Origin of the sequence: Pseudomonas sp. Bout1 (assembly GCF_034314165.1) — a bacterium.
In the GTDB taxonomy this organism is placed as follows: Bacteria; Pseudomonadota; Gammaproteobacteria; order Pseudomonadales; family Pseudomonadaceae; genus Aquipseudomonas.
Genome location: NZ_JAVIWK010000001.1, coordinates 6,595,616 through 6,614,154 on the forward strand (window position 1 = coordinate 6,595,616; position 18,539 = coordinate 6,614,154).

An 18,539-nucleotide genomic window follows, 5' to 3' on the forward strand; every position below is an offset into this window, starting at 1 on the left:
CGCTAAGACCAAGCGGGCAGCCCAACAGGTTTAAAAACGAATGAATGCTCTAGCCCGCCGCGCTGCAGGCCTGCTGTTCAGCACAGTTTGTCTGCCCCTTTCAGCTTTGGCTGCCGACCCACAACCCACCCACGAATTCACCCTGGACAACGGCCTCAAGGTCGTCGTGCGCGAAGACCATCGCGCCCCGGTGGTGGTTTCCCAGGTCTGGTACAAGGTTGGCTCGAGCTACGAAACCCCGGGCCAGACCGGTTTGTCCCACGCCTTGGAACACATGATGTTCAAGGGCAGCGCCAAGGTCGGCCCAGGCGAAGCTTCGCTGATCCTGCGGGACCTGGGCGCCGAAGAAAACGCCTTCACCAGTGATGACTACACCGCCTACTACCAAGTGCTGGCCCGTGACCGCCTGGGCGTCGCCTTTGAGCTGGAAGCCGACCGCATGGCCAGCCTGCGCCTGCCGGCTGACGAGTTCAGCCGCGAGATCGAGGTGATCAAGGAGGAGCGCCGCATGCGCACCGACGACAACCCGATGTCCAAGGCCTATGAGCGCTTCAAGGCCATGGCGTACCCGGCCAGCGGCTATCACACGCCGACCATCGGCTGGATGGCCGACCTGGACCGCATGAAGGTTGAAGAGCTGCGCCACTGGTACCAATCCTGGTACGTGCCGAACAACGCCACGCTGGTGGTGGTGGGCGACGTGACCCCGGATGAAGTCAAAACCCTGGCCCAGCGCTACTTCGGCCCGATCCCCAAGCGCGACGTGCCTGCGGCGAAAATCCCGCTGGAACTGGCCGAGCCCGGCGAGCGCCTGCTGACCCTGCATGTGCGAACCCAATTGCCGAGCGTGATCCTCGGTTTCAACGTGCCGAGCCTGGCCACCGCTGAAGACAAACGCTCGGTCAACGCCCTGCGCCTGATCTCGGCCCTGCTGGACGGTGGCTACAGCGCGCGCATCTCCACGCAACTGGAGCGCGGCGAAGAGCTGCTCTCCGGCGGATCTTCGAGCTATGACGCCTACACCCGTGGTGACAGCCTGTTCACCCTGACCGCCACGCCGAACCTGCAAAAGAAAAAGACCGTTGCCCAGGCTGAAGCCGGCCTGTGGCGCCTGCTGGATGAGCTGAAGGCCAAGCCACCCAGCGCTGACGAACTGGAGCGGATCCGCGCCCAGGTCATTGCCGGCGTGGTTTACCAGCGCGACTCGATCACCAGCCAGGCCACGGCCATCGGCTCCCTGGAGACCGTCGGCCTGTCCTGGAAACTCATGGACACCGAGCTTGCCGAGCTGCAAAGCGTCACTGCCGAAGACATCCAGAAAGCTGCGCGCACCTATTTCACCCGCGAACGTCTCAGCGTCGCCCATGTTTTGCCTGAGGAGACCGCTCATGAGTGAACGTAAAAACAACCGCCTGGTGCTGCCCGGCCTGATCGTAGTCACGTTGGCTGCTGCGTGCGTGGTGTATTTCCTGCGCCCGAGCGAATCCGTTGCCAGCCCGGCGCTGGAGCAGGCCAAGTCCGCCAACAGGCTGCAATCTTTAGCAGAACTGGACAACAAGGCACCGACCAATCGCAAGCTCGACGTGCAAACCTGGACCACCGCCGAAGGCGCCAAGGTACTGTTCGTCGAAGCCCATGAACTGCCGATGTTCGACATGCGCATCCTGTTCGCCGCCGGCAGCAGCCAGGACGGCACCACGCCGGGCCTGGCGTTGTTGACCAACGCGATGCTCAACGAAGGCGTGCCGGGCAAGGACGTCAGCCAGATTGCCGCCGGGTTCGACGGCCTGGGGGCTGATTTCAGCAATGGCGCCTATCGCGACATGGCGCTGGTTTCCCTGCGCAGCCTGAGTGCCAGCGACAAACGTGAGGCGGCCCTGGCCCTGTTTGACGACGTGATCGGCAAGCCGACCTTCCCGGCCGACTCCCTGGCACGCATCAAGAACCAGTTGCTGGCGGGCTTCGAATACCAGAAACAGAACCCCGGCAAACTGGCGAGCATCGAGCTGTTCAAACAACTCTACGGTGACCATCCTTACGCCCATCCAAGCGAAGGCTCTGCCCAGAGCGTGCCGAAGGTGACCCTCGCGCAGTTGAAGGACTTCCACGCCAAGGCCTACGCCGCCGGCAACGCGGTGATTTCGGTGGTGGGCGATTTGTCCCGCGCAGAAGCCGAAGCCATGACCGCCAAGGTGTCCGCGTCCTTGCCCAAAGGGCCGGCGCTGGCGAAGATTGCCCAACCGCTGGAGCCGAAGGCTGGCACCACGCATATCGAGTTCCCGTCCAAGCAGACAACATTGCTGCTCGCACAACTGGGCATCGACCGTGCAGACCCGGACTACGCCGCGCTGTCCCTGGGCAACCAGATCCTCGGCGGCGGTGGCTTCGGCACCCGCTTGATGAGCGAAGTGCGCGAGAAACGCGGCCTGACCTACGGCGTATACTCCGGCTTCTCACCGATGCAGGTGCGCGGCCCGTTCATGATCAACCTGCAAACCCGCGCCGAAATGAGCGCCGGTACGTTGAGGTTGGTGCAGGAGGTGCTGGCTGACTACCTCAAGACCGGTCCGACACAAAAAGAACTCGACGACGCCAAGCGCGAACTGGCCGGCAGCTTCCCGCTGTCTACCGCGAGCAACGCCGACATCGTCGGGCAGCTGGGCGCCATGGGTTTCTACAACCTGCCGTTGAGCTACCTTGAAGATTTCATGAAACAATCCCAGGCGCTGACCGTTGATCAGGTCAAAGCTGCTTTGAACAAACATTTGAGTGCCGACAAAATGGTCATCGTGACCGCCGGCCCGACGATTGCGCAAAAGCCACTACCGCCCCCCACTGATAAACCCGCCGAGCAACCGCTCGGGGTTCCGGAGCATTAATGGCCCGTCCATCCCGTCCCAAAAAACCTGTCCACAACGTTCACAACGGTGTGGGCCAACTGCGCATCATCGGCGGCGAGTGGGGCAGCCGTAAACTGAGCTTCCCCGACGTCGTAGGCCTGCGCCCAACGCCGGACCGCGTGCGTGAAACCCTGTTCAACTGGCTCGCGCCGTACATCGCCGGGGCCAAGGTACTGGACCCGTTCGCGGGCAGCGGCGCGTTGTTCCTGGAGTCGTTATCCCGTGGTGCCGCATTGGGCCAGGCGCTGGATGCCAGCAATGTGGCGGTTGCCAGCCTCAAGGAACACCTGGGCACCCTGCGTTGTACCACCGGCCAGGTGCAGACTGCTGATGCGCTGCGCTACCTGGAAACCCAGGAAGCGCGTGAGTTTGACGTGGTGTTCCTCGATCCGCCGTTTAACCAGAACCTGCTGCCGACTGTGTGTGCGCTGCTGGAAGAGCGTCAGTGGCTGGCTCCGGATGCCTGGATCTACACCGAAAGCGAGACGGCACCGTCAACGCTGGGCCTTCCGGGCACGTGGCGCCTGCACCGGGAGCAGAAATCCGGGCGGGTGTATTACGCGTTGTGGCAACGTACGACACAAAGCTAACCCTGTGGCGAGGGAGCTTGCTCCCGCTGGGCTGCGCAGCAGCCCCAAAGCAGGTGACGGTGGTTTCCTGAGAGATTGAGGGGTTAGCGTTTAGGGCCGCTTCGCAGCCCAGCGGGAGCAAGCTCCCTCGCCACAGCAAGCTCCCTCACCACAGCAAGCTCCCTCGCCACAGGTTGCTTATCCGCCCTGCCACCTGCCGCGAGAACCATCGTGTCAAAAACGCCCGACCGCTTCACCCCCGCCTTCGGCCTCGGCAACCCGCACCTGCAAACGCTGTGGGGGCCGCTGTGGCGCAAAACCACTCACATCGAACGCCCGCGCGAGCGGTTGTGGCTGGCAGACGGCGACTTTCTCGACCTGGACTGGCATGGGCCGCATGATGCGCGCACCCCACTGGTGCTGGTACTTCACGGCCTGACCGGTTCGTCCAACTCGCCTTACGTCGCCGGCCTGCAAAAAACCCTGGCGGCTCAAGGCTGGGCCAGCGTGGCGCTGAACTGGCGTGGCTGTTCCGGCGAACCCAACCTGCTCGCTCGCAGCTACCATTCCGGCGCCAGCGAAGACTTGGCCGAAACCATCGCTCACTTGCGAGCCAAGCGCCCGCTGGCGCCGCTGTATGCAGTGGGTTATTCCCTCGGCGGGAATGTGTTGCTCAAGCACCTGGGTGAAACCGGCGAAGACTCCGGGCTGCAAGGTGCGGCAGCGGTGTCGGTGCCGTTTCGCCTGGACCAGTGCGCTGATCGCATCGGCCTGGGCTTTTCACGGGTGTACCAGAAGCACTTCATGCGTGAAATGCTCGCCTATATCCGCGTCAAACAGAGCCGGTTCCTAAAGGATGGGCGCGAGGCTGGCCTGAAAACCCTGGCCGACCTGGGCTCGCTGGAAAAGATGCGCACGTTCTGGGACTTTGACGGCCGGGTCACCGCGCCGCTGCACGGTTTCCTCAGTGCCGAGGACTATTACCGCCGCGCCTCCAGCCGCTATTACCTGGGCGCGATTCGCACGCCGACCCTGATCATCCAGGCGGCTGACGATCCATTTGTATTCGCCCACAGCCTGCCGGAGGCCAGCGAACTGTCGGATTGCACCGAGTTCGAATTGCTGGCCAGGGGCGGGCATGTGGGGTTTGTGGATGGCACGCTGAAACAGCCGGGCTACTACCTGGAACGACGCATCCCAGAGTGGCTGCTGACACAACACGGATAAAAATGCGGGAGCCGGCTTGCTTGCTCCCACACTTTGGATCAGACCGGGTCAGGCAGACCTCAGTCGCCTGTCGCAACTTCCCGCTGTGGATCAGTGATCCACTCGCTCCACGACCCCGCGTACAACTTGCCCAACGGGTAACCCGCCAGGCACAGCGCGAACAGGTTGTGGCACGCCGTCACGCCCGAACCACAATAAGCCACCAGCTCATCCGGCGAGCGGTCTTGCAGCTTGGCGGCGAAGCGTCGCTTGAGCTGGTCAGCCGGCAGGAAACGACCGTCGCTGCCCAGGTTCTCATTGAACGCCGCACACTGCGCGCCCGGGATATGCCCGGCAACCGGATCGATCGGCTCCACGTCACCGCGAAAACGTGGCTGGGCGCGCGCGTCGATCAGGGTCAGGCCCGGCTGGCCGAGGCGCTTTTGCAGGTGTTCGGCGTCCAGTTGCAGGTGGTTGTCCGGCGTGCCGCTGAAGGTCCCGGGCTCGATCACCGGGGCATCCAGGCTCAGGGGGAAGCCCGCCGCGTGCCAGGCTTTGAGGCCGCCATCGAGGATGAACACGCCGTCGCGCTTACCCAGCCAGGCCAACAGCCACCAGGCACGGGCGGCGAAAGCGCCGGGGCCATCGTCGTACAGCACGATGTCGCTGCTAGCGTTAACGCCCCAGGCCCGCAGTTGCCGGGTAAACGCGTCCGCCGCCGGCAACGGATGGCGCCCGGTCACACCCTTGGTCACCGGCCCGCTGAGGTGGCGTTCCAAGTCCGCATACTGCGCCCCTTCGATATGCCCTTCGGCGTAGCTGCACAGGCCGTAGTCCGGGTCTTCGAGGGCAAAGCGGCAATCGAGGATCACCAGCCCGCCGGACTTCTGGCGCTCGGCCAGGTGCTGGGGGCTGATCAGTTGGGCAAGCGGCATGACTGACTCCTGTGACGACGTTAACGTTCGGGAAACATCCTACTTCACTTCTTCCAGCGCCTGATTCAACGGCACGTAAAACTCTTTGAACAGCGCGTCCACCGCGTCCCTGGCCTTGGGGGTGATAAACCCGGCTTCCAGCACCAGCACCTGGTACACACCGCGCTTGATCGCCTCGGCGCTCAGGTGCGTGGACTTTTCATTGGTGGTGCACAGAAAGCGCACCCACGACGTGAGGATGATCCAGGCGTTGAGGGTCAGGGCTTCGGTTTGCACCGGGTCCATGTTCAGAATGCCAGCGTCGACAAAGCCCTGGTAAATGGCCGAACCCTGGATCAGGCAGCGCTGGGAAAACCGCCGGTAGCCGGTGGCCAGCTCCGGGTCGCTTTCCAACAGGTGTTCGAGGTCGCGGTGCAAAAAGCGGTAGCGCCACATGCCGGCGAGCACCGCCTGCAGGTAGAAACGCTTGTCTTCCACGGTGACCGCGCGGCCCTGGGGCGGGCGCAGGAAGCTGTCCACCAACGCTTCGTACTCACGAAACAGTACCGCGATAATCGCCTGCTTATTGGGGAAGTGGTAGTACAGGTTGCCCGGGGAAATTTCCATATGGGCAGCGATATGGTTGGTGCTGACACTGCGCTCGCCCTGCTGGTTGAACAGCTCCAGGCTGGTTTGCACAATGCGCTCGCTGGTCTTTACTCGTGGTGCCATGGGAAATCAACTTCTAGACCCGTGATACCGGCATCTTACGGACTATCCTTGTCCGGATAAATCGGTACGTTCGTGCAATGTTATTTGACAATTTAGAGCAATGACTCTAAAAACTGAAGCATTCCAATAACAATCGGGAACTTCGCCATGTCTGCCAACGTTGCCTACCTGCAAGATTCCCCGGCGCTGGACCAGCTCCAGGCCCTGTTCGACGCCCAACGCCGGGCGTACGCGGCCAACCCGATGCCGCCGGCGGCCCAGCGCCAGCAATGGCTCAAGGCCCTGCGCGACCTGTTGAGCGATGAACGCCAGGCGCTGATCAACGCCATCAGCCGTGATTTCAGCCACCGCAGCGCCGACGAAACCCTGTTTGCCGAACTGATGCCCAGCCTGCATGGCATTCACTACGCCAGCAAACACCTCAAGGGCTGGATGAAACCTTCCCGTCGTGCTGTAGGCATTGCCTTCCAGCCCGCGTCAGCCAAGGTCATCTATCAACCATTGGGTGTGGTCGGGGTGATCGTGCCCTGGAACTACCCGCTGTACCTGGCCATCGGTCCGCTGGTGGGCGCATTGGCGGCTGGCAACCGGGTGATGCTCAAACTCAGCGAATCCACCCCCGCCACTGGCCTGCTGCTCAAGACGCTGCTGGCGAAGATCTTCCCTGAAGACCTGGTGTGCGTGGTGCTCGGCGAAGCGGAAGTAGGCATGGCATTTTCCAAACTACGCTTGGACCATCTGCTGTTCACCGGCGCCACCAGCATCGGCAAACATGTGATGCGCGCGGCAGCCGAACACCTCACGCCCGTCACCCTGGAACTGGGCGGCAAATCACCGGCGATTGTTTCCGCTGACGTACCGCTGAAAGACGCTGCCGAACGTATCGCCTTCGGCAAGGCACTGAACGCTGGGCAAACCTGCGTGGCGCCGGACTACGTGCTGGTGCCGGAAGACCGTGTAGACGGGTTCGTCGAGGCCTACAGCAAGGCGGTTCGCGGGTTCTACCCGACCCTGGCCGACAACCCGGACTACACCGCAATCATCAACGAACGACAACTGGCCCGGCTCAACGGCTACGTCAAAGACGCTACCGACAAGGGCGCCACCCTGGTCCCGCTGTACGACCAGGGCCAGGACCGCCGCATGGCCCACAGCCTGCTGCTGAATGTCAGCGATGAAATGACCGTGATGCAGGACGAAATCTTTGGCCCGGTGCTGCCGATCGTGCCGTATCGCGGCATCGACCAGGCCTTCGCCTACATCAATCAGCGCCCTCGCCCACTGGCGTTGTATTACTTCGGCTACAACAAGGCGGAACAGAATCGCGTATTGCACGAGACCCATTCCGGCGGCGTGTGCCTAAACGACACCTTGCTGCACGTGGCCCAGGACGACATGCCCTTCGGCGGTATCGGCCCGTCGGGCATGGGCCACTACCACGGCCACGAGGGCTTCCTGACCTTCAGCAAGGCCAAGGGCGTGCTGATCAAGCAGCGCCTGAACGCAGCCAAGCTGATTTACCCGCCTTATGGCAAATCCATCCAGAAGTTGATTCAGAAGCTGTTCGTCCGCTAACAACCCCATCACCGGGATAACAATAAGAATGAACCCTAGCCTGACTGAATCACCCGCGCTGTCACGGCGCGGCGTCCTGAAAATAGGCCTGTGCGCCAGCGCCTTCCTGGCCACCGCCGGGCTTGGCGCCAGCCTCAGCGGCTGCTCCAGCAGCACCCCGGCCAGCGGCTTTGCGATGTTGCGCAGCAGTGACCTGCCGTTTTTACGGGCGGTGATCCCGGTGCTGCTCGAAGGCGCAGCCAGCGCCGAAGCGGTGGTGGCCGGTATCGACGACACCTTGAAAAAACTCGATTTCAGCCTGCAACACCTGTCGCCCGAGATGTTCAAGCTGACCCAGCAACTGTTCGACGTATTGGGCATGGCCATCACCCGCGGGCCGCTGACCGGGGTGTGGGGCAGTTGGGAAAACGCCAGCGCCGAGCAAATACGCAACTTCCTGCACCGCTGGGAAAACAGCTACCTGAACCTGCTGCGCATGGGCCAGGGCTCGCTGCTCAAGTTGGTGATCATGGCCTGGTATTTCCGCCCCGGGTCCTGGGCCCATTGCGGCTACCCCGGCCCACCGAAAATCTGATTCGCATCCCTATAAAAACAAGAGAAGCCCCTGATGCCCGTACCTGATGTGTTCCGCGATGGCATGGCCCGCGGCTGGAAAACCCACAATGGCGCCGCCCTCGACCAGGACCTGTCCCTGGAGGCCGACGTCGCGATCATCGGCAGCGGCGCCGGCGGCGGTACCACTGCCGAAATCCTCAGCGCCGCCGGCTACAAGGTGCTGTTGATCGAAGAAGGCCCGCTGAAAACCAGCGACGACTTCAAGCTGCTGGAGGATGAGGCCTACGCCAGCCTGTACCAGGAAGGCATCGGCCGCATGAGCAAGGACGGCGCTATCACCATCCTGCAGGGCCGCGCCGTGGGCGGCACCACGTTGATCAACTGGACCTCCAGCTTTCGCACCCCCGACCCGACTCTCGCCCACTGGGCCAGCGAGTACGCGGTAAAAGGCCACAGCAGCGCCGAGATGGCGCCCTGGTTCGAAAAAATGGAACAACGCCTGGGCATCGCGCCCTGGGCCATGCCGCCGAATGCCAACAATGACGTAATCCGCAAAGGCTGCGAAAAGCTCGGCTACAGCTGGCACGTGATCCCGCGCAACGTGCGCGGCTGTTTCAACCTGGGGTATTGCGGCATGGGTTGCCCGGTGAACGCCAAGCAATCGATGCTGGTGACGACCATCCCGTCTACGTTGGAAAAAGGCGGCGAACTGCTGTACCTGGCCCGCGCCGAACGCCTCAAATTCAGCGGCGACACCATTACCAGCCTCGAATGTGTGGCCATGGACTCATACTGCGTGGCACCCACCGGTCGCAAAATCACGGTGAAAGCCAAGCACTACGTACTGGCCGGCGGCGGCATCAACAGCCCGGCGCTGCTGATGCGCTCGGACGCACCCGACCCCCATTCGCGCCTGGGCAAACGCACCTTCCTGCACCTGGTGAATTTTTCTGCAGGGCTGTTCGACGAGGTGATCAACCCGTTCTACGGTGCCCCACAGTCGATCTATTCCGATCACTTCCAATGGCAGGACGGCACCACCGGAAAAATGTCCTACAAGCTCGAGGTGCCGCCTTTGCACCCCGGCCTGGCCAGTACGTTGCTGGGCGGTTACGGCACGCAAAATGCCCTGGACATGGGCCAACTGCCCAACACGCACGCCATGCTTGCCCTGCTGCGGGACGGCTTTCACCCGGACAGCCCGGGCGGCAGCGTCGAATTACGCGGCGATGGCACACCGGTGCTCGACTACCAGGTCTCGCCCTATGCCTGGGACGGCCTGCGCCGGGCGTTCCACAGCATGGCCGAGATTCAGTTTGCCGGCGGCGCCAAGTCGGTGATGCCGCTGCACGGGGACGCGCGTTACGTGAACACGTTGGCCGAGGCCCGTAGCATGATCGACGGCTTGAACCTCGAATTGCACCGTACGCGGCTCGGCAGCGCTCATGTGATGGGCGGTTGCGCGATGGGTGAAGAACCGAAAAACGCCGTGGCGGACAGCCTTGGGCGGCATCACCAGTTGCGCAACCTGTCGATTCACGATGGCTCGCTGTTCCCCACCAGCATTGGGGCAAACCCGCAGTTATCGGTCTACGGATTGACCGCGCAACTGGCGACAGCACTGGCCGAACGTCTGAAAACAGCGTGAAAAACCGGGGTATTCGCGGTGTCTATAGTGCTTTCTTCTGAACGAGGCGACTTGGAACACCGGTAATGCTGCGATACCATCCGGTTCCCCAACGGACTCCGCCAGGACGACGCGATGAACCGAGTGTTGTACCCAGGTACCTTCGACCCAATCACCAAGGGCCATGGCGATCTGGTCGAACGCGCCTCGCGCTTGTTCGACCATGTGATTATCGCGGTCGCTGCCAGCCCCAAGAAAAACCCGCTGTTTCCCCTGGAACAGCGTGTGGAGCTGGCCCGTGAGGTCACCAAGCATCTGCCCAACGTTGAAGTGGTCGGCTTTGCCACGCTGCTGGCGCACTTTGCCAAGGAACAGAACGCCAATGTGTTCCTGCGCGGTCTGCGGGCGGTGTCGGACTTCGAATACGAATTCCAGCTGGCCAACATGAACCGCCAACTGGCGCCGGACGTAGAAAGCCTGTTTCTTACGCCGTCGGAGCGTTATTCGTTCATATCCTCGACATTAGTGCGAGAAATCGCGGCGTTGGGCGGGGATATCACCAAGTTCGTGCACCCGGCTGTGGCGGATGCGCTAACGCTGCGATTCAAGAAATAATCCCGGACTGTAGGCTTGTTGTGGTGAGCTGGCTTGCTGTGGTGAGCTGGCTTGCTGTGGTGAGCTGGCTCATGTGGTGAGCTGGCTCCTATGGTGAGCTGGCTTCTATGGTGAGCTGGCTCATGTGGTGAGCTGGCTCATGTGGTGAGCTGGCTCTTGTGGTGAGGGGGCTTGTCCCCCGCTGGGCTGCGAAGCAGTCCTAATAAAGACGCCGCGGGGTTTCAGGTAAAACCCCGTCGCCTGGGTTGGGGCCGCTACGCGCCCCAGCGCGGGGCAAGCCCGCTCACCACAGCAGCCCGGTCAGCACAGCAAGCTTGCTCACCAAAGCAAGCTTGCTCACCACAGCAAGTCCCCTCACCACAGCAGCCAGCTCACCACAACAAGCCCCCTCGCCACAGGGGCGCCAATGCGGCACAATTGCGCGCATTAGTTTTCAGATGCCTTGGCTGACAGCCCTGGCAGGAGTTTCCATGTCCCTGATCATCACCGACGATTGCATCAACTGCGACGTCTGCGAACCCGAGTGCCCGAACGCTGCTATTTCCCAGGGTGAAGAGATCTATGTGATCGACCCCAACCTGTGCACCCAGTGTGTCGGCCACTACGACGAACCCCAGTGCCAGCAGGTCTGCCCGGTGGATTGCATCCCGCTGGACGAAGCTCATCCTGAAACGGAAGAGCAACTGATGGAGAAGTACCGGCTGATTACCGGGAAGGCCTAAGTCTGGCACCGCGGGCAAAACACACTTGCCCGTTGCCCCAGCGTCACACTGCGCAATTCGGTCCCACAGACCTTGCACGCCTCGCCACCACGGCCATAGACGAACAATTCCTGCTGGAAATACCCCGGCTGCCCGTCGCCGCCAATAAAGTCGCGCAGCGTGGTACCGCCGCGTTCGATCGCCGCCGCCAGGATGCGTTTGATCTCGATCGCAAGTTTCAGGTAACGCCCACGGGAAATACCCTTGGCTTCCCGGCGCGGGTCGATACCGGCGGCAAATAACGCCTCCGTCGCGTAGATATTGCCCACGCCCACCACCACTGCGTTGTCCATGATGAACGGCTTGACCGCCATCGACCGCCCTCGGGACAGCTGGAACAGCCGCTCGCCGTCAAACAGGTCGGTCAAAGGCTCCGGCCCCAGGCGAATCAGCAGTTCATGGTTCAGCGGGTCAAGGCTCCAGAGCATCGCGCCAAAGCGCCGCGGGTCGGTGTAGCGCAGGGCCAGGCCCGACTCCAGCTCGATATCCACATGCTCATGCTTGGCCGCCGGGCTGCCGGCTTCCACCAGGCGCAAGTTGCCCGACATGCCCAAGTGACTGATCAATGTGCCGACCTCGGCATTGATCAACAGGTACTTGGCCCGCCGCTCCACCAGCACGATGCGTTGCCCGGACAGGCGCACATCCAGGTCTTCCGGGATCGGCCAGCGCAGGCGGCGCTCACGCACCACCACACGGCTGACCCGCTGGCCTTCCAGATGCGGCGCAATACCGCGCCGGGTGGTTTCGACTTCGGGTAACTCGGGCATGTTTACCTCTTGGAAAAAGGGTTAGTGCGCGCCCAGCTCGCGGATCGACAACTTCAAACTCTCGAAGTCGTAGTCCGACAGGCCGATGTGGTCCAGCACCAGCGGGGCGATGGCGTTCCACTCATGGTCATTTGCCTGGTTGCCCAGCACGCGGTAGGAGGCGCAAATGTGCTCGGCCATTTTCAGGATCGCCAGCAGGTTTTTCAGTTGCGGCTTGTGGTTGGACTCGTCGCTGAAAATCGCCAGGGCGTTGTGGTGATTGGCGATGGCGTCGGTCACATGCTCCGGCAGGCGCCAGGATTTGGCGGTGTAGTAACCCACCACGGCATGGTTGGTGTTGAACGCCCGGTTCTCGGTATCGACCACGCGGCATTCCGGGCTGGCGCTGGCGTAGGCTTGTTCCAGCACGCTCATGTAGTTCGGGAAACGCTTGAGCATCAACGGCACGCCGCAATCGTGGAACAGCCCCAAGGCGTAGGCTTCATCGACGGCCTGGCTGCCGGTGCGCTTGGCCAGGGCCAGGCAGGTCATGGCCACGTCCTGGGCGGTGTCCCAGAAACGGTTGAGGGTGACGATGGTGTCGTCGCTCATCTCGCCCTTGATCGACTGCGCATTGATCAGGTTGACGATAGAGCGGCTGCCCAACAGGTTCACCGCGCGCTGGATCGAGACAATCTTGTTGCTCAGGCCGTAATACGGCGAATTGACGATCTTCAGCAGCGAGCCGGAGAGGCCCGGGTCTTGCGCGATCAGCCGGGCAATCACTTCCAGGTCCGGATCAGGCATGTACTGCTCCATCTGCAAATCCACCATGATTTGCGGTTGAGGCGGTACGCTGATGCCTTGGAGGCTCTGTTGGATCTGTTCGGCGGATAGCTCTTGGGACATAGGGGGCACACTCTGGACTAGGCGGCGATTCTAACCTTTATGGCAACCGGGCTGACACCTCAAAAACCCGAACTGAAACCAGCTGCCACAGGGATATCACAACCCACATGTCCGGCGGCGCCGCCAAGTACTACGCAACACGGTATACTCCCGCTCTTTTTTCCGGAGCGACGTCATGTCCCTGCCAAGCCTGCGTCTCAAAGCCAACGCCGATCGTCGTTTGCGCAACGGCCACCTGTGGGTCTACAGCAATGAAATCGACGTGGCCGCCACACCTCTTCATGGCTTCCAGGCAGGCGACCAGGCGATCCTGGAAGCAGCCGGCGGCAAGACCCTCGGCATCGTGGCCATGAGCCCGAACAACCTGATCTGCGCCCGCCTGCTGTCGCGCGACATCAAGCTGCCACTGGACAAGTCGCTGCTGGTGCACCGCATCAACGTGGCCCTGTCCCTGCGCGATCGCCTGTTCGACAAGCCGTTCTACCGCCTGGTGTACGGCGATTCCGACCTCTTGCCGGGCCTGGTGGTTGACCGTTTCGGCGACATCCTGGTAGTGCAGATCGCCTCGGCGACCATGGAAGCCCACAAGGAAGACGTGATCGCCGCACTGACCCAAGTGCTCAAGCCAAGCGGCATCCTGTTCAAGAACGACTCTGCTGCGCGTGATGCCGAAGGCCTCAACCGCTACGTCGAAACCGTGTTCGGCCTGGTGCCGGAGTGGGTTGCACTGGAAGAAAACGGCGTGAAGTTCGAAGCGCCGGTGATCCAGGGCCAGAAAACCGGCTGGTTCTACGACCACCGCATGAACCGCGCCCGCCTGGCCCCGTATGCCAAAGGCAAGCGCGTACTCGACCTGTACAGCTACATCGGCGGCTGGGGCGTGCAAGCGGCGGCCTTCGGCGCCAGTGAAGTGTTCTGCGTCGACGCTTCCGCCTTCGCCCTCGACGGTGTTGAGCGCAACGCGGCACTGAACGGCGTTGCCGAGAAGATGACCTGCATCGAAGGCGACGTGTTCGAAGCCCTCAAAGAGCTGAAAGCCAGCGAAGAGCGCTTCGACGTAATCGTGGCCGACCCGCCTGCCTTCATCAAGCGCAAGAAAGACATGAAGAACGGCGAAGGCGCCTACCGCCGCCTGAACGAGCAAGCCATGCGCCTTCTCAGCAAGGACGGCATCCTGGTCAGCGCATCGTGCTCGATGCACTTGCCGGAAGATGACCTGCAAAACATCCTGCTGACCAGCGCCCGTCACCTGGACCGCAATATCCAGATGCTCGAACGCGGCGGCCAGGGCCCGGATCACCCGGTGCACCCGGCGATTGTCGAGACCCGGTATATCAAGAGCATTACTTGCCGGTTGTTGCCCAATAGCTAAGTAACATCGCGGACCAAATGTGGGAGCTGGCTTGCCTGCGATAGCATCACCGCAGGGTATCTGACATACCGAGGTGCTTGCATCGCGGGCAAGCCCGGCTCCCACACAAGTCTGTATAGCTTCCCGCAACGGTTTTGATTGAATTCCATTTTTCGCAGAAATGTGGGAGCTGGCTTGCCTGCGATAGCATCACCGCAGGGTATCTGACGTACCGAGGTGCTTGCATCGCGGGCAAGCCCGGCTCCCACACAAGTCTGTATAGCTTCCCGCAACGGTTTTGATTGAATTCCATTTTTCGCAGAAATGTGGGAGCTGGCTTGCCTGCGATAGCATCACCGCAGGGTATCTGACATACCGAGGTGCTTGCATCGCGGGCAAGCCCGGCTCCCACACAAGTCTGTATAGCTTCCCGCAACGGTTTTGATTGAATTCCATTTTTCGCAGACTAGTATCGGTTTCTGGTTTCACTCCGGAAAACAACAACAATGTCTGAGTCCTATTCCCAGTCGATTGGCGACGCAAAACGCCAACAGTTCTCGCGTTTCATCCTCATCACCAGCATCTCTCTGATCAGCTTTTTCCCGATCAATATCCTGCTGCCCTCCTTTCCTGCCCTCGCCGCGAAGTTCGACACCTCAACCGCCGAGGTCGCCTTATCCATCAGCCTGTTCACGCTGGTATTTGCGATTTCCCAACTGATCGCCGGCCCGCTTTCAGACAAATTCGGGCGCAAGGAAGTGCTGCTGGGCTGCATCGTGGTTTCCACCCTCGGCTCTATCGGCTGCGCACTGGCGAGCAGTTACCCGAGCTTCCTGCTGTTTCGTGCCCTGCAGGCCATTGGCTGTGGCTTTTTTGTGCTCGGCCATGCGCTGGTGGAAGACCTGTTCGAAGAACAGGACCGCGCCCGCATCCGCATCTACTACATGACCCTGAGTGGATCGTTTGTCGCGCTGTCGCCGCTGCTCGGCTCCTGGCTGCAAACCACATTTGATTGGCAGGGCAGCTTTTATGGGTTTGCGGTGATGGCGCTGGGCATGTTTATCCACGCCTGGCTGATACTGCCGTCCAAGGCGGCCAGCCCTGAAAGAGCGCCGGTTTCGATCATCGCCACGCTGAAATCCATCGCCGCAAACCGCGACTTCATCCGCTATTGGTGGATCGCCGCGCTGGTATTCGCGTGTTACTTCGCGTTGATCAGCGTGACGCCGCTGATTTTCATGGATGAGTTGAAGCTGTCCGAATACCAGTACGCGGTGGTGCTGATGGTGTACGGCATCGCCTATCTGCTGGGCGGCGTGGCGGCGAGCGCCCTGCAAAAACACATCTCGCTCACGCGGCAAATCAATATCGGGCTGGGCCTGCTGGGCGTCGCGGGCGTGTTATTGGCGCTGATCATCAGCTTTGAGGCCATGACCACCATCAGCCTGCTCATCCCAATGCTGATCAGCGCCCTGGCCGTGACCCTGGTTCGCCCCGCCGCGATTTCCGCGGCCATGCTGCGGTTCTCCAGCAGCGCCGGCACCGCCGCCTCGGCCGGCAACAGCATCATGTTCATCACCGCCGCCGTCAGCAGCGCCGCGCTCGCCCAAGCCGGGACCAACTTGTTGATGACCATCGCCATCAGCTTCATCGTCTTCAGCGTTTGGGGCGTGCTGACGAACATTAGAGTCGGACACTAACTGCCTCCCACTCCGCCCTCCCACTGTAGGAGCGAGCTTGCTCGCGAAAAACGTATAGGCGACACGGGCTACCTGATAGCGCTGCGTTATCGTTGACGTTTTTCGTGAGCAAGCTCGCTCCTGCAGGTAGACGGCCATTCCCTCCGGCCGCCAGCGGTGTAGAATCGGACCTATTCATCGCCAGTCATCCCCCGGCGGGTTTATGAGCTCAAGGCCAATGCGCACGGCGATCCCGCAGCGTTTGAGGCAACTTCCGGACACACGGCCATTTTCTGAGTGTTCCAGACGTCAATAGAAGCTCACTTCCCCTTTAGCACCTGATTAGCACCTGATTAGCCGCCCGGAGAGCTCCAATGCCCGATTACCGCTCGAAAACATCCACCCACGGTCGCAACATGGCCGGCGCCCGCGCACTGTGGCGCGCCACGGGGATGAAAGATGACGACTTCAAAAAGCCGATCATCGCGATTGCCAACTCGTTCACCCAGTTCGTACCCGGCCACGTCCACCTCAAGGACCTGGGCCAACTGGTCGCCCGCGAGATCGAACGCGCCGGCGGTGTAGCGAAAGAATTCAACACCATCGCCGTGGATGACGGCATCGCCATGGGCCATGACGGCATGCTGTATTCCCTGCCGAGCCGCGAGATCATCGCCGACTCCGTGGAATACATGGTCAACGCCCACTGCGCCGACGCCATCGTGTGCATCTCCAACTGCGACAAGATCACCCCGGGCATGCTGATGGCCTCCCTGCGCCTGAACATTCCGGTGATCTTTGTCTCCGGCGGCCCGATGGAAGCCGGCAAGACCAAACTCGCCTCCCACGGCCTCGACCTGGTGGACGCCATGGTCATCGCCGCCGATTCCAGCGCTTCTGACGAGAAGGTCGCGGAATACGAGCGCAGCGCCTGCCCTACCTGCGGTTCGTGCTCCGGCATGTTCACCGCCAACTCGATGAACTGCCTGGTGGAAGCCTTAGGGCTCGCCTTGCCGGGCAACGGCTCGACACTGGCCACCCACAGCGACCGCGAGCAACTGTTCCTGCAGGCCGGGCGTACCATCGTCGAGCTGTGCAAGCGCTACTACACCGATAACGATGAGTCGGTGTTGCCGCGCAACATCGCCAACTTCAAGGCGTTCGAAAACGCCATGACCCTGGACATCGCCATGGGCGGTTCCACCAACACCATCCTGCACTTGCTGGCCGCCGCGCAAGAAGCCGAGATCGACTTCGACCTGAAAGACATCGACCGCCTGTCGCGCCACGTGCCGCAACTGTGCAAAGTTGCGCCGAACATCCAGAAATACCACATGGAAGACGTGCACCGCGCCGGCGGGATCTTCTCGATCCTGGGCTCCCTGGCCCGTGGCGGCTTGCTGCACACCGACCTGCCGACCGTGCACAGCAAATCCCTGGCTGAAGGCATCGCCAAGTGGGACATCACCCAGACTGACGACGAAGCCGTGCACACCTTCTTCAAGGCAGGCCCGGCCGGTATCCCGACGCAAACCGCGTTCAGCCAGTCGACCCGCTGGGAAACCCTGGACGACGACCGTGAAAACGGCTGCATCCGCAGTGTCGAGCACGCTTACTCGCAAGAAGGTGGCCTGGCCGTGCTGTACGGCAACATCGCCCTGGATGGCTGCGTGGTAAAAACCGCCGGTGTGGATGAGTCGATCCACGTGTTCGAAGGCCGCGCCAAGATCTACGAAAGCCAGGACAGTTCGGTACGCGGCATCCTCGCGGACGAAGTGAAAGAAGGCGACATCGTCATCATCCGCTACGAAGGCCCGAAAGGCGGCCCGGGCATGCAAGAGATGCTCTACCCGACGTCGTACCTGAAATCCAAAGGCCTGGGCAAAGCCTGCGCCTTGCTCACCGACGGCCGTTTCTCCGGCGGCACGTCGGGCCTGTCCATCGGCCACGCGTCGCCTGAAGCCGCTGCGGGCGGCGCCATCGGCCTGGTGCAGGATGGCGACAAGGTACTGATCGACATTCCGAACCGTTCGATCAACCTCTTGATCAGCGATGAAGAACTGGCGGCACGCCGGGTCGAGCAGGACAAGAAAGGCTGGAAGCCGGTGGAGAAGCGTCCGCGCAAAGTCACTACCGCGCTGAAGGCTTACGCCCTGCTGGCCACCAGTGCCGACAAGGGTGCGGTACGTAACAAGGCGATGCTCGACGGCCTGTAAGCCTCGCCCATAAAAAATGCCCCGCCAGGTGCGGGGCATTTTTTTGCCTGGAGAAAATCCCCCAGAACGCAGGAGATCAAAAAATGTGGGAGCTGGCTTGCCTGCGATAGCAATCTGTCAGTTGATACACCTGCGGACAGACACACCGCCATCGCAGGCAAGCCAGCTCCCACACTGATCG

At 61.6% G+C, this 18,539-nt stretch carries 16 protein-coding genes; 12 read left to right on the forward strand and 4 right to left on the reverse strand.

Annotated features, from left to right (window positions below):
* Positions 1-40 precede the first annotated feature (40 nt).
* The 4 genes from RGV33_RS30625 (at position 41) to RGV33_RS30640 (ending at position 4,696) form a co-directional block, all read left to right on the forward strand.
* Positions 41-1,396, forward strand: a complete 1,356-nt coding sequence (locus RGV33_RS30625) for a pitrilysin family protein (protein WP_322148143.1) — start codon at positions 41-43, stop codon at positions 1,394-1,396.
* Positions 1,389-2,879, forward strand: coding sequence for a pitrilysin family protein (locus tag RGV33_RS30630; RefSeq protein ID WP_322148144.1), 1,491 nt, complete (start codon positions 1,389-1,391; stop codon positions 2,877-2,879). The genes RGV33_RS30625 and RGV33_RS30630 overlap by 8 nt, the downstream gene beginning before the upstream one ends.
* Positions 2,879-3,490, forward strand: coding sequence for a 16S rRNA (guanine(966)-N(2))-methyltransferase RsmD (rsmD, locus tag RGV33_RS30635; protein WP_063026488.1), 612 nt, complete (start codon positions 2,879-2,881; stop codon positions 3,488-3,490). Before RGV33_RS30630 ends, rsmD begins: the two co-directional genes overlap by 1 nt.
* 210 nt (positions 3,491-3,700) lie before the next feature.
* Positions 3,701-4,696 (forward strand): hydrolase, encoded by a 996-nt coding sequence (locus tag RGV33_RS30640; RefSeq protein WP_322148146.1) that lies wholly within the window; start codon positions 3,701-3,703, stop codon positions 4,694-4,696.
* 59 nt (positions 4,697-4,755) lie between these two features.
* Here RGV33_RS30640 and RGV33_RS30645 read toward each other — a convergent pair whose 3' ends face one another.
* Together RGV33_RS30645 and RGV33_RS30650 are read right to left on the reverse strand one after the other, a co-directional pair.
* Complete coding sequence (locus RGV33_RS30645) at positions 4,756-5,610, reverse strand: sulfurtransferase (RefSeq protein ID WP_322148147.1); 855 nt, start codon at positions 5,608-5,610, stop codon at positions 4,756-4,758.
* A 39-nt stretch (positions 5,611-5,649) separates the two neighbouring features.
* Positions 5,650-6,321, reverse strand: a complete 672-nt coding sequence (locus RGV33_RS30650) for a TetR/AcrR family transcriptional regulator (RefSeq protein WP_322148148.1) — start codon at positions 6,319-6,321, stop codon at positions 5,650-5,652.
* Positions 6,322-6,468: 147 nt separating this feature from the next.
* On the opposite strand from RGV33_RS30650, the gene RGV33_RS30655 reads away from it, so the two are divergent.
* The 5 genes from RGV33_RS30655 (at position 6,469) to RGV33_RS30675 (ending at position 11,415) form a co-directional block, all read left to right on the forward strand.
* Positions 6,469-7,896 carry a coniferyl aldehyde dehydrogenase gene (locus tag RGV33_RS30655; protein ID WP_322148149.1) on the forward strand — a complete coding sequence of 476 codons (1,428 nt, stop codon included), beginning with the start codon at positions 6,469-6,471 and terminating at the stop codon, positions 7,894-7,896.
* A 28-nt stretch (positions 7,897-7,924) separates the two neighbouring features.
* On the forward strand, positions 7,925-8,470 hold the full coding sequence (locus tag RGV33_RS30660) for a twin-arginine translocation pathway signal protein (RefSeq protein WP_322148150.1): 546 nt from the start codon (positions 7,925-7,927) through the stop codon (positions 8,468-8,470).
* 33 nt (positions 8,471-8,503) lie between these two features.
* On the forward strand, positions 8,504-10,099 hold the full coding sequence (locus RGV33_RS30665; RefSeq protein ID WP_322148151.1) for a GMC family oxidoreductase: 1,596 nt from the start codon (positions 8,504-8,506) through the stop codon (positions 10,097-10,099).
* Positions 10,100-10,213: 114 nt separating this feature from the next.
* Positions 10,214-10,693, forward strand: a complete 480-nt coding sequence (gene coaD / locus RGV33_RS30670) for a pantetheine-phosphate adenylyltransferase (protein ID WP_049711086.1) — start codon at positions 10,214-10,216, stop codon at positions 10,691-10,693.
* 470 nt (positions 10,694-11,163) lie between these two features.
* The gene (locus tag RGV33_RS30675) at positions 11,164-11,415 is read left to right on the forward strand and encodes a YfhL family 4Fe-4S dicluster ferredoxin (protein WP_003213796.1); all 252 of its coding nucleotides are present in this window, start codon (positions 11,164-11,166) and stop codon (positions 11,413-11,415) included.
* Here RGV33_RS30675 and mutM read toward each other — a convergent pair.
* Both mutM and RGV33_RS30685 read right to left on the reverse strand, forming a co-directional pair.
* Entirely contained in the window at positions 11,412-12,224 is an 813-nt protein-coding gene (gene mutM / locus RGV33_RS30680; protein WP_010167752.1) for a bifunctional DNA-formamidopyrimidine glycosylase/DNA-(apurinic or apyrimidinic site) lyase, read from the reverse strand. The genes RGV33_RS30675 and mutM overlap by 4 nt on opposite strands.
* 21 nt (positions 12,225-12,245) lie before the next feature.
* The gene (locus tag RGV33_RS30685; RefSeq protein ID WP_322148154.1) at positions 12,246-13,112 is read right to left on the reverse strand and encodes an HDOD domain-containing protein; all 867 of its coding nucleotides are present in this window, start codon (positions 13,110-13,112) and stop codon (positions 12,246-12,248) included.
* A gap of 175 nt (positions 13,113-13,287) precedes the next feature.
* Between RGV33_RS30685 and RGV33_RS30690 the strand changes: the two genes are divergently transcribed.
* The 3 genes from RGV33_RS30690 to ilvD all read left to right on the forward strand — a co-directional run bounded on the left by RGV33_RS30690 (position 13,288) and on the right by ilvD (position 18,358).
* A complete protein-coding gene (locus RGV33_RS30690) occupies positions 13,288-14,484 on the forward strand; it encodes a class I SAM-dependent rRNA methyltransferase (protein ID WP_053127951.1) in 1,197 nt (398 codons plus the stop codon).
* Between the two features lie 485 nt (positions 14,485-14,969).
* Positions 14,970-16,163, forward strand: a complete 1,194-nt coding sequence (locus RGV33_RS30695) for an MFS transporter (protein WP_322148155.1) — start codon at positions 14,970-14,972, stop codon at positions 16,161-16,163.
* 353 nt (positions 16,164-16,516) lie between these two features.
* Positions 16,517-18,358, forward strand: coding sequence for a dihydroxy-acid dehydratase (ilvD, locus tag RGV33_RS30700; RefSeq protein ID WP_322148156.1), 1,842 nt, complete (start codon positions 16,517-16,519; stop codon positions 18,356-18,358).
* Positions 18,359-18,539 lie beyond the last annotated feature (181 nt).

Bases quoted from the DNA above. Each gene is read 5' to 3' on its own strand.
- RGV33_RS30655 (WP_322148149.1), top strand. From the start codon at position 6,469: ATGTCTGCCAACGTTGCCTACCTGCAAGATTCCCCGGCGCTGGACCAG.
- coaD (WP_049711086.1), top strand. From the start codon at position 10,214: ATGAACCGAGTGTTGTACCCAGGTACCTTCGACCCAATCACCAAGGGC.
- RGV33_RS30650 (WP_322148148.1), bottom strand. From the start codon at position 6,321: ATGGCACCACGAGTAAAGACCAGCGAGCGCATTGTGCAAACCAGCCTG.
- ilvD (WP_322148156.1), top strand. From the start codon at position 16,517: ATGCCCGATTACCGCTCGAAAACATCCACCCACGGTCGCAACATGGCC.
- RGV33_RS30690 (WP_053127951.1), top strand. From the start codon at position 13,288: ATGTCCCTGCCAAGCCTGCGTCTCAAAGCCAACGCCGATCGTCGTTTG.
- RGV33_RS30685 (WP_322148154.1), bottom strand. From the start codon at position 13,112: ATGTCCCAAGAGCTATCCGCCGAACAGATCCAACAGAGCCTCCAAGGC.
- RGV33_RS30625 (WP_322148143.1), top strand. From the start codon at position 41: ATGAATGCTCTAGCCCGCCGCGCTGCAGGCCTGCTGTTCAGCACAGTT.
- RGV33_RS30675 (WP_003213796.1), top strand. From the start codon at position 11,164: ATGTCCCTGATCATCACCGACGATTGCATCAACTGCGACGTCTGCGAA.
- RGV33_RS30695 (WP_322148155.1), top strand. From the start codon at position 14,970: ATGTCTGAGTCCTATTCCCAGTCGATTGGCGACGCAAAACGCCAACAG.
- RGV33_RS30665 (WP_322148151.1), top strand. From the start codon at position 8,504: ATGCCCGTACCTGATGTGTTCCGCGATGGCATGGCCCGCGGCTGGAAA.
- RGV33_RS30660 (WP_322148150.1), top strand. From the start codon at position 7,925: ATGAACCCTAGCCTGACTGAATCACCCGCGCTGTCACGGCGCGGCGTC.
- mutM (WP_010167752.1), bottom strand. From the start codon at position 12,224: ATGCCCGAGTTACCCGAAGTCGAAACCACCCGGCGCGGTATTGCGCCG.
- RGV33_RS30645 (WP_322148147.1), bottom strand. From the start codon at position 5,610: ATGCCGCTTGCCCAACTGATCAGCCCCCAGCACCTGGCCGAGCGCCAG.
- rsmD (WP_063026488.1), top strand. From the start codon at position 2,879: ATGGCCCGTCCATCCCGTCCCAAAAAACCTGTCCACAACGTTCACAAC.
- RGV33_RS30630 (WP_322148144.1), top strand. From the start codon at position 1,389: ATGAGTGAACGTAAAAACAACCGCCTGGTGCTGCCCGGCCTGATCGTA.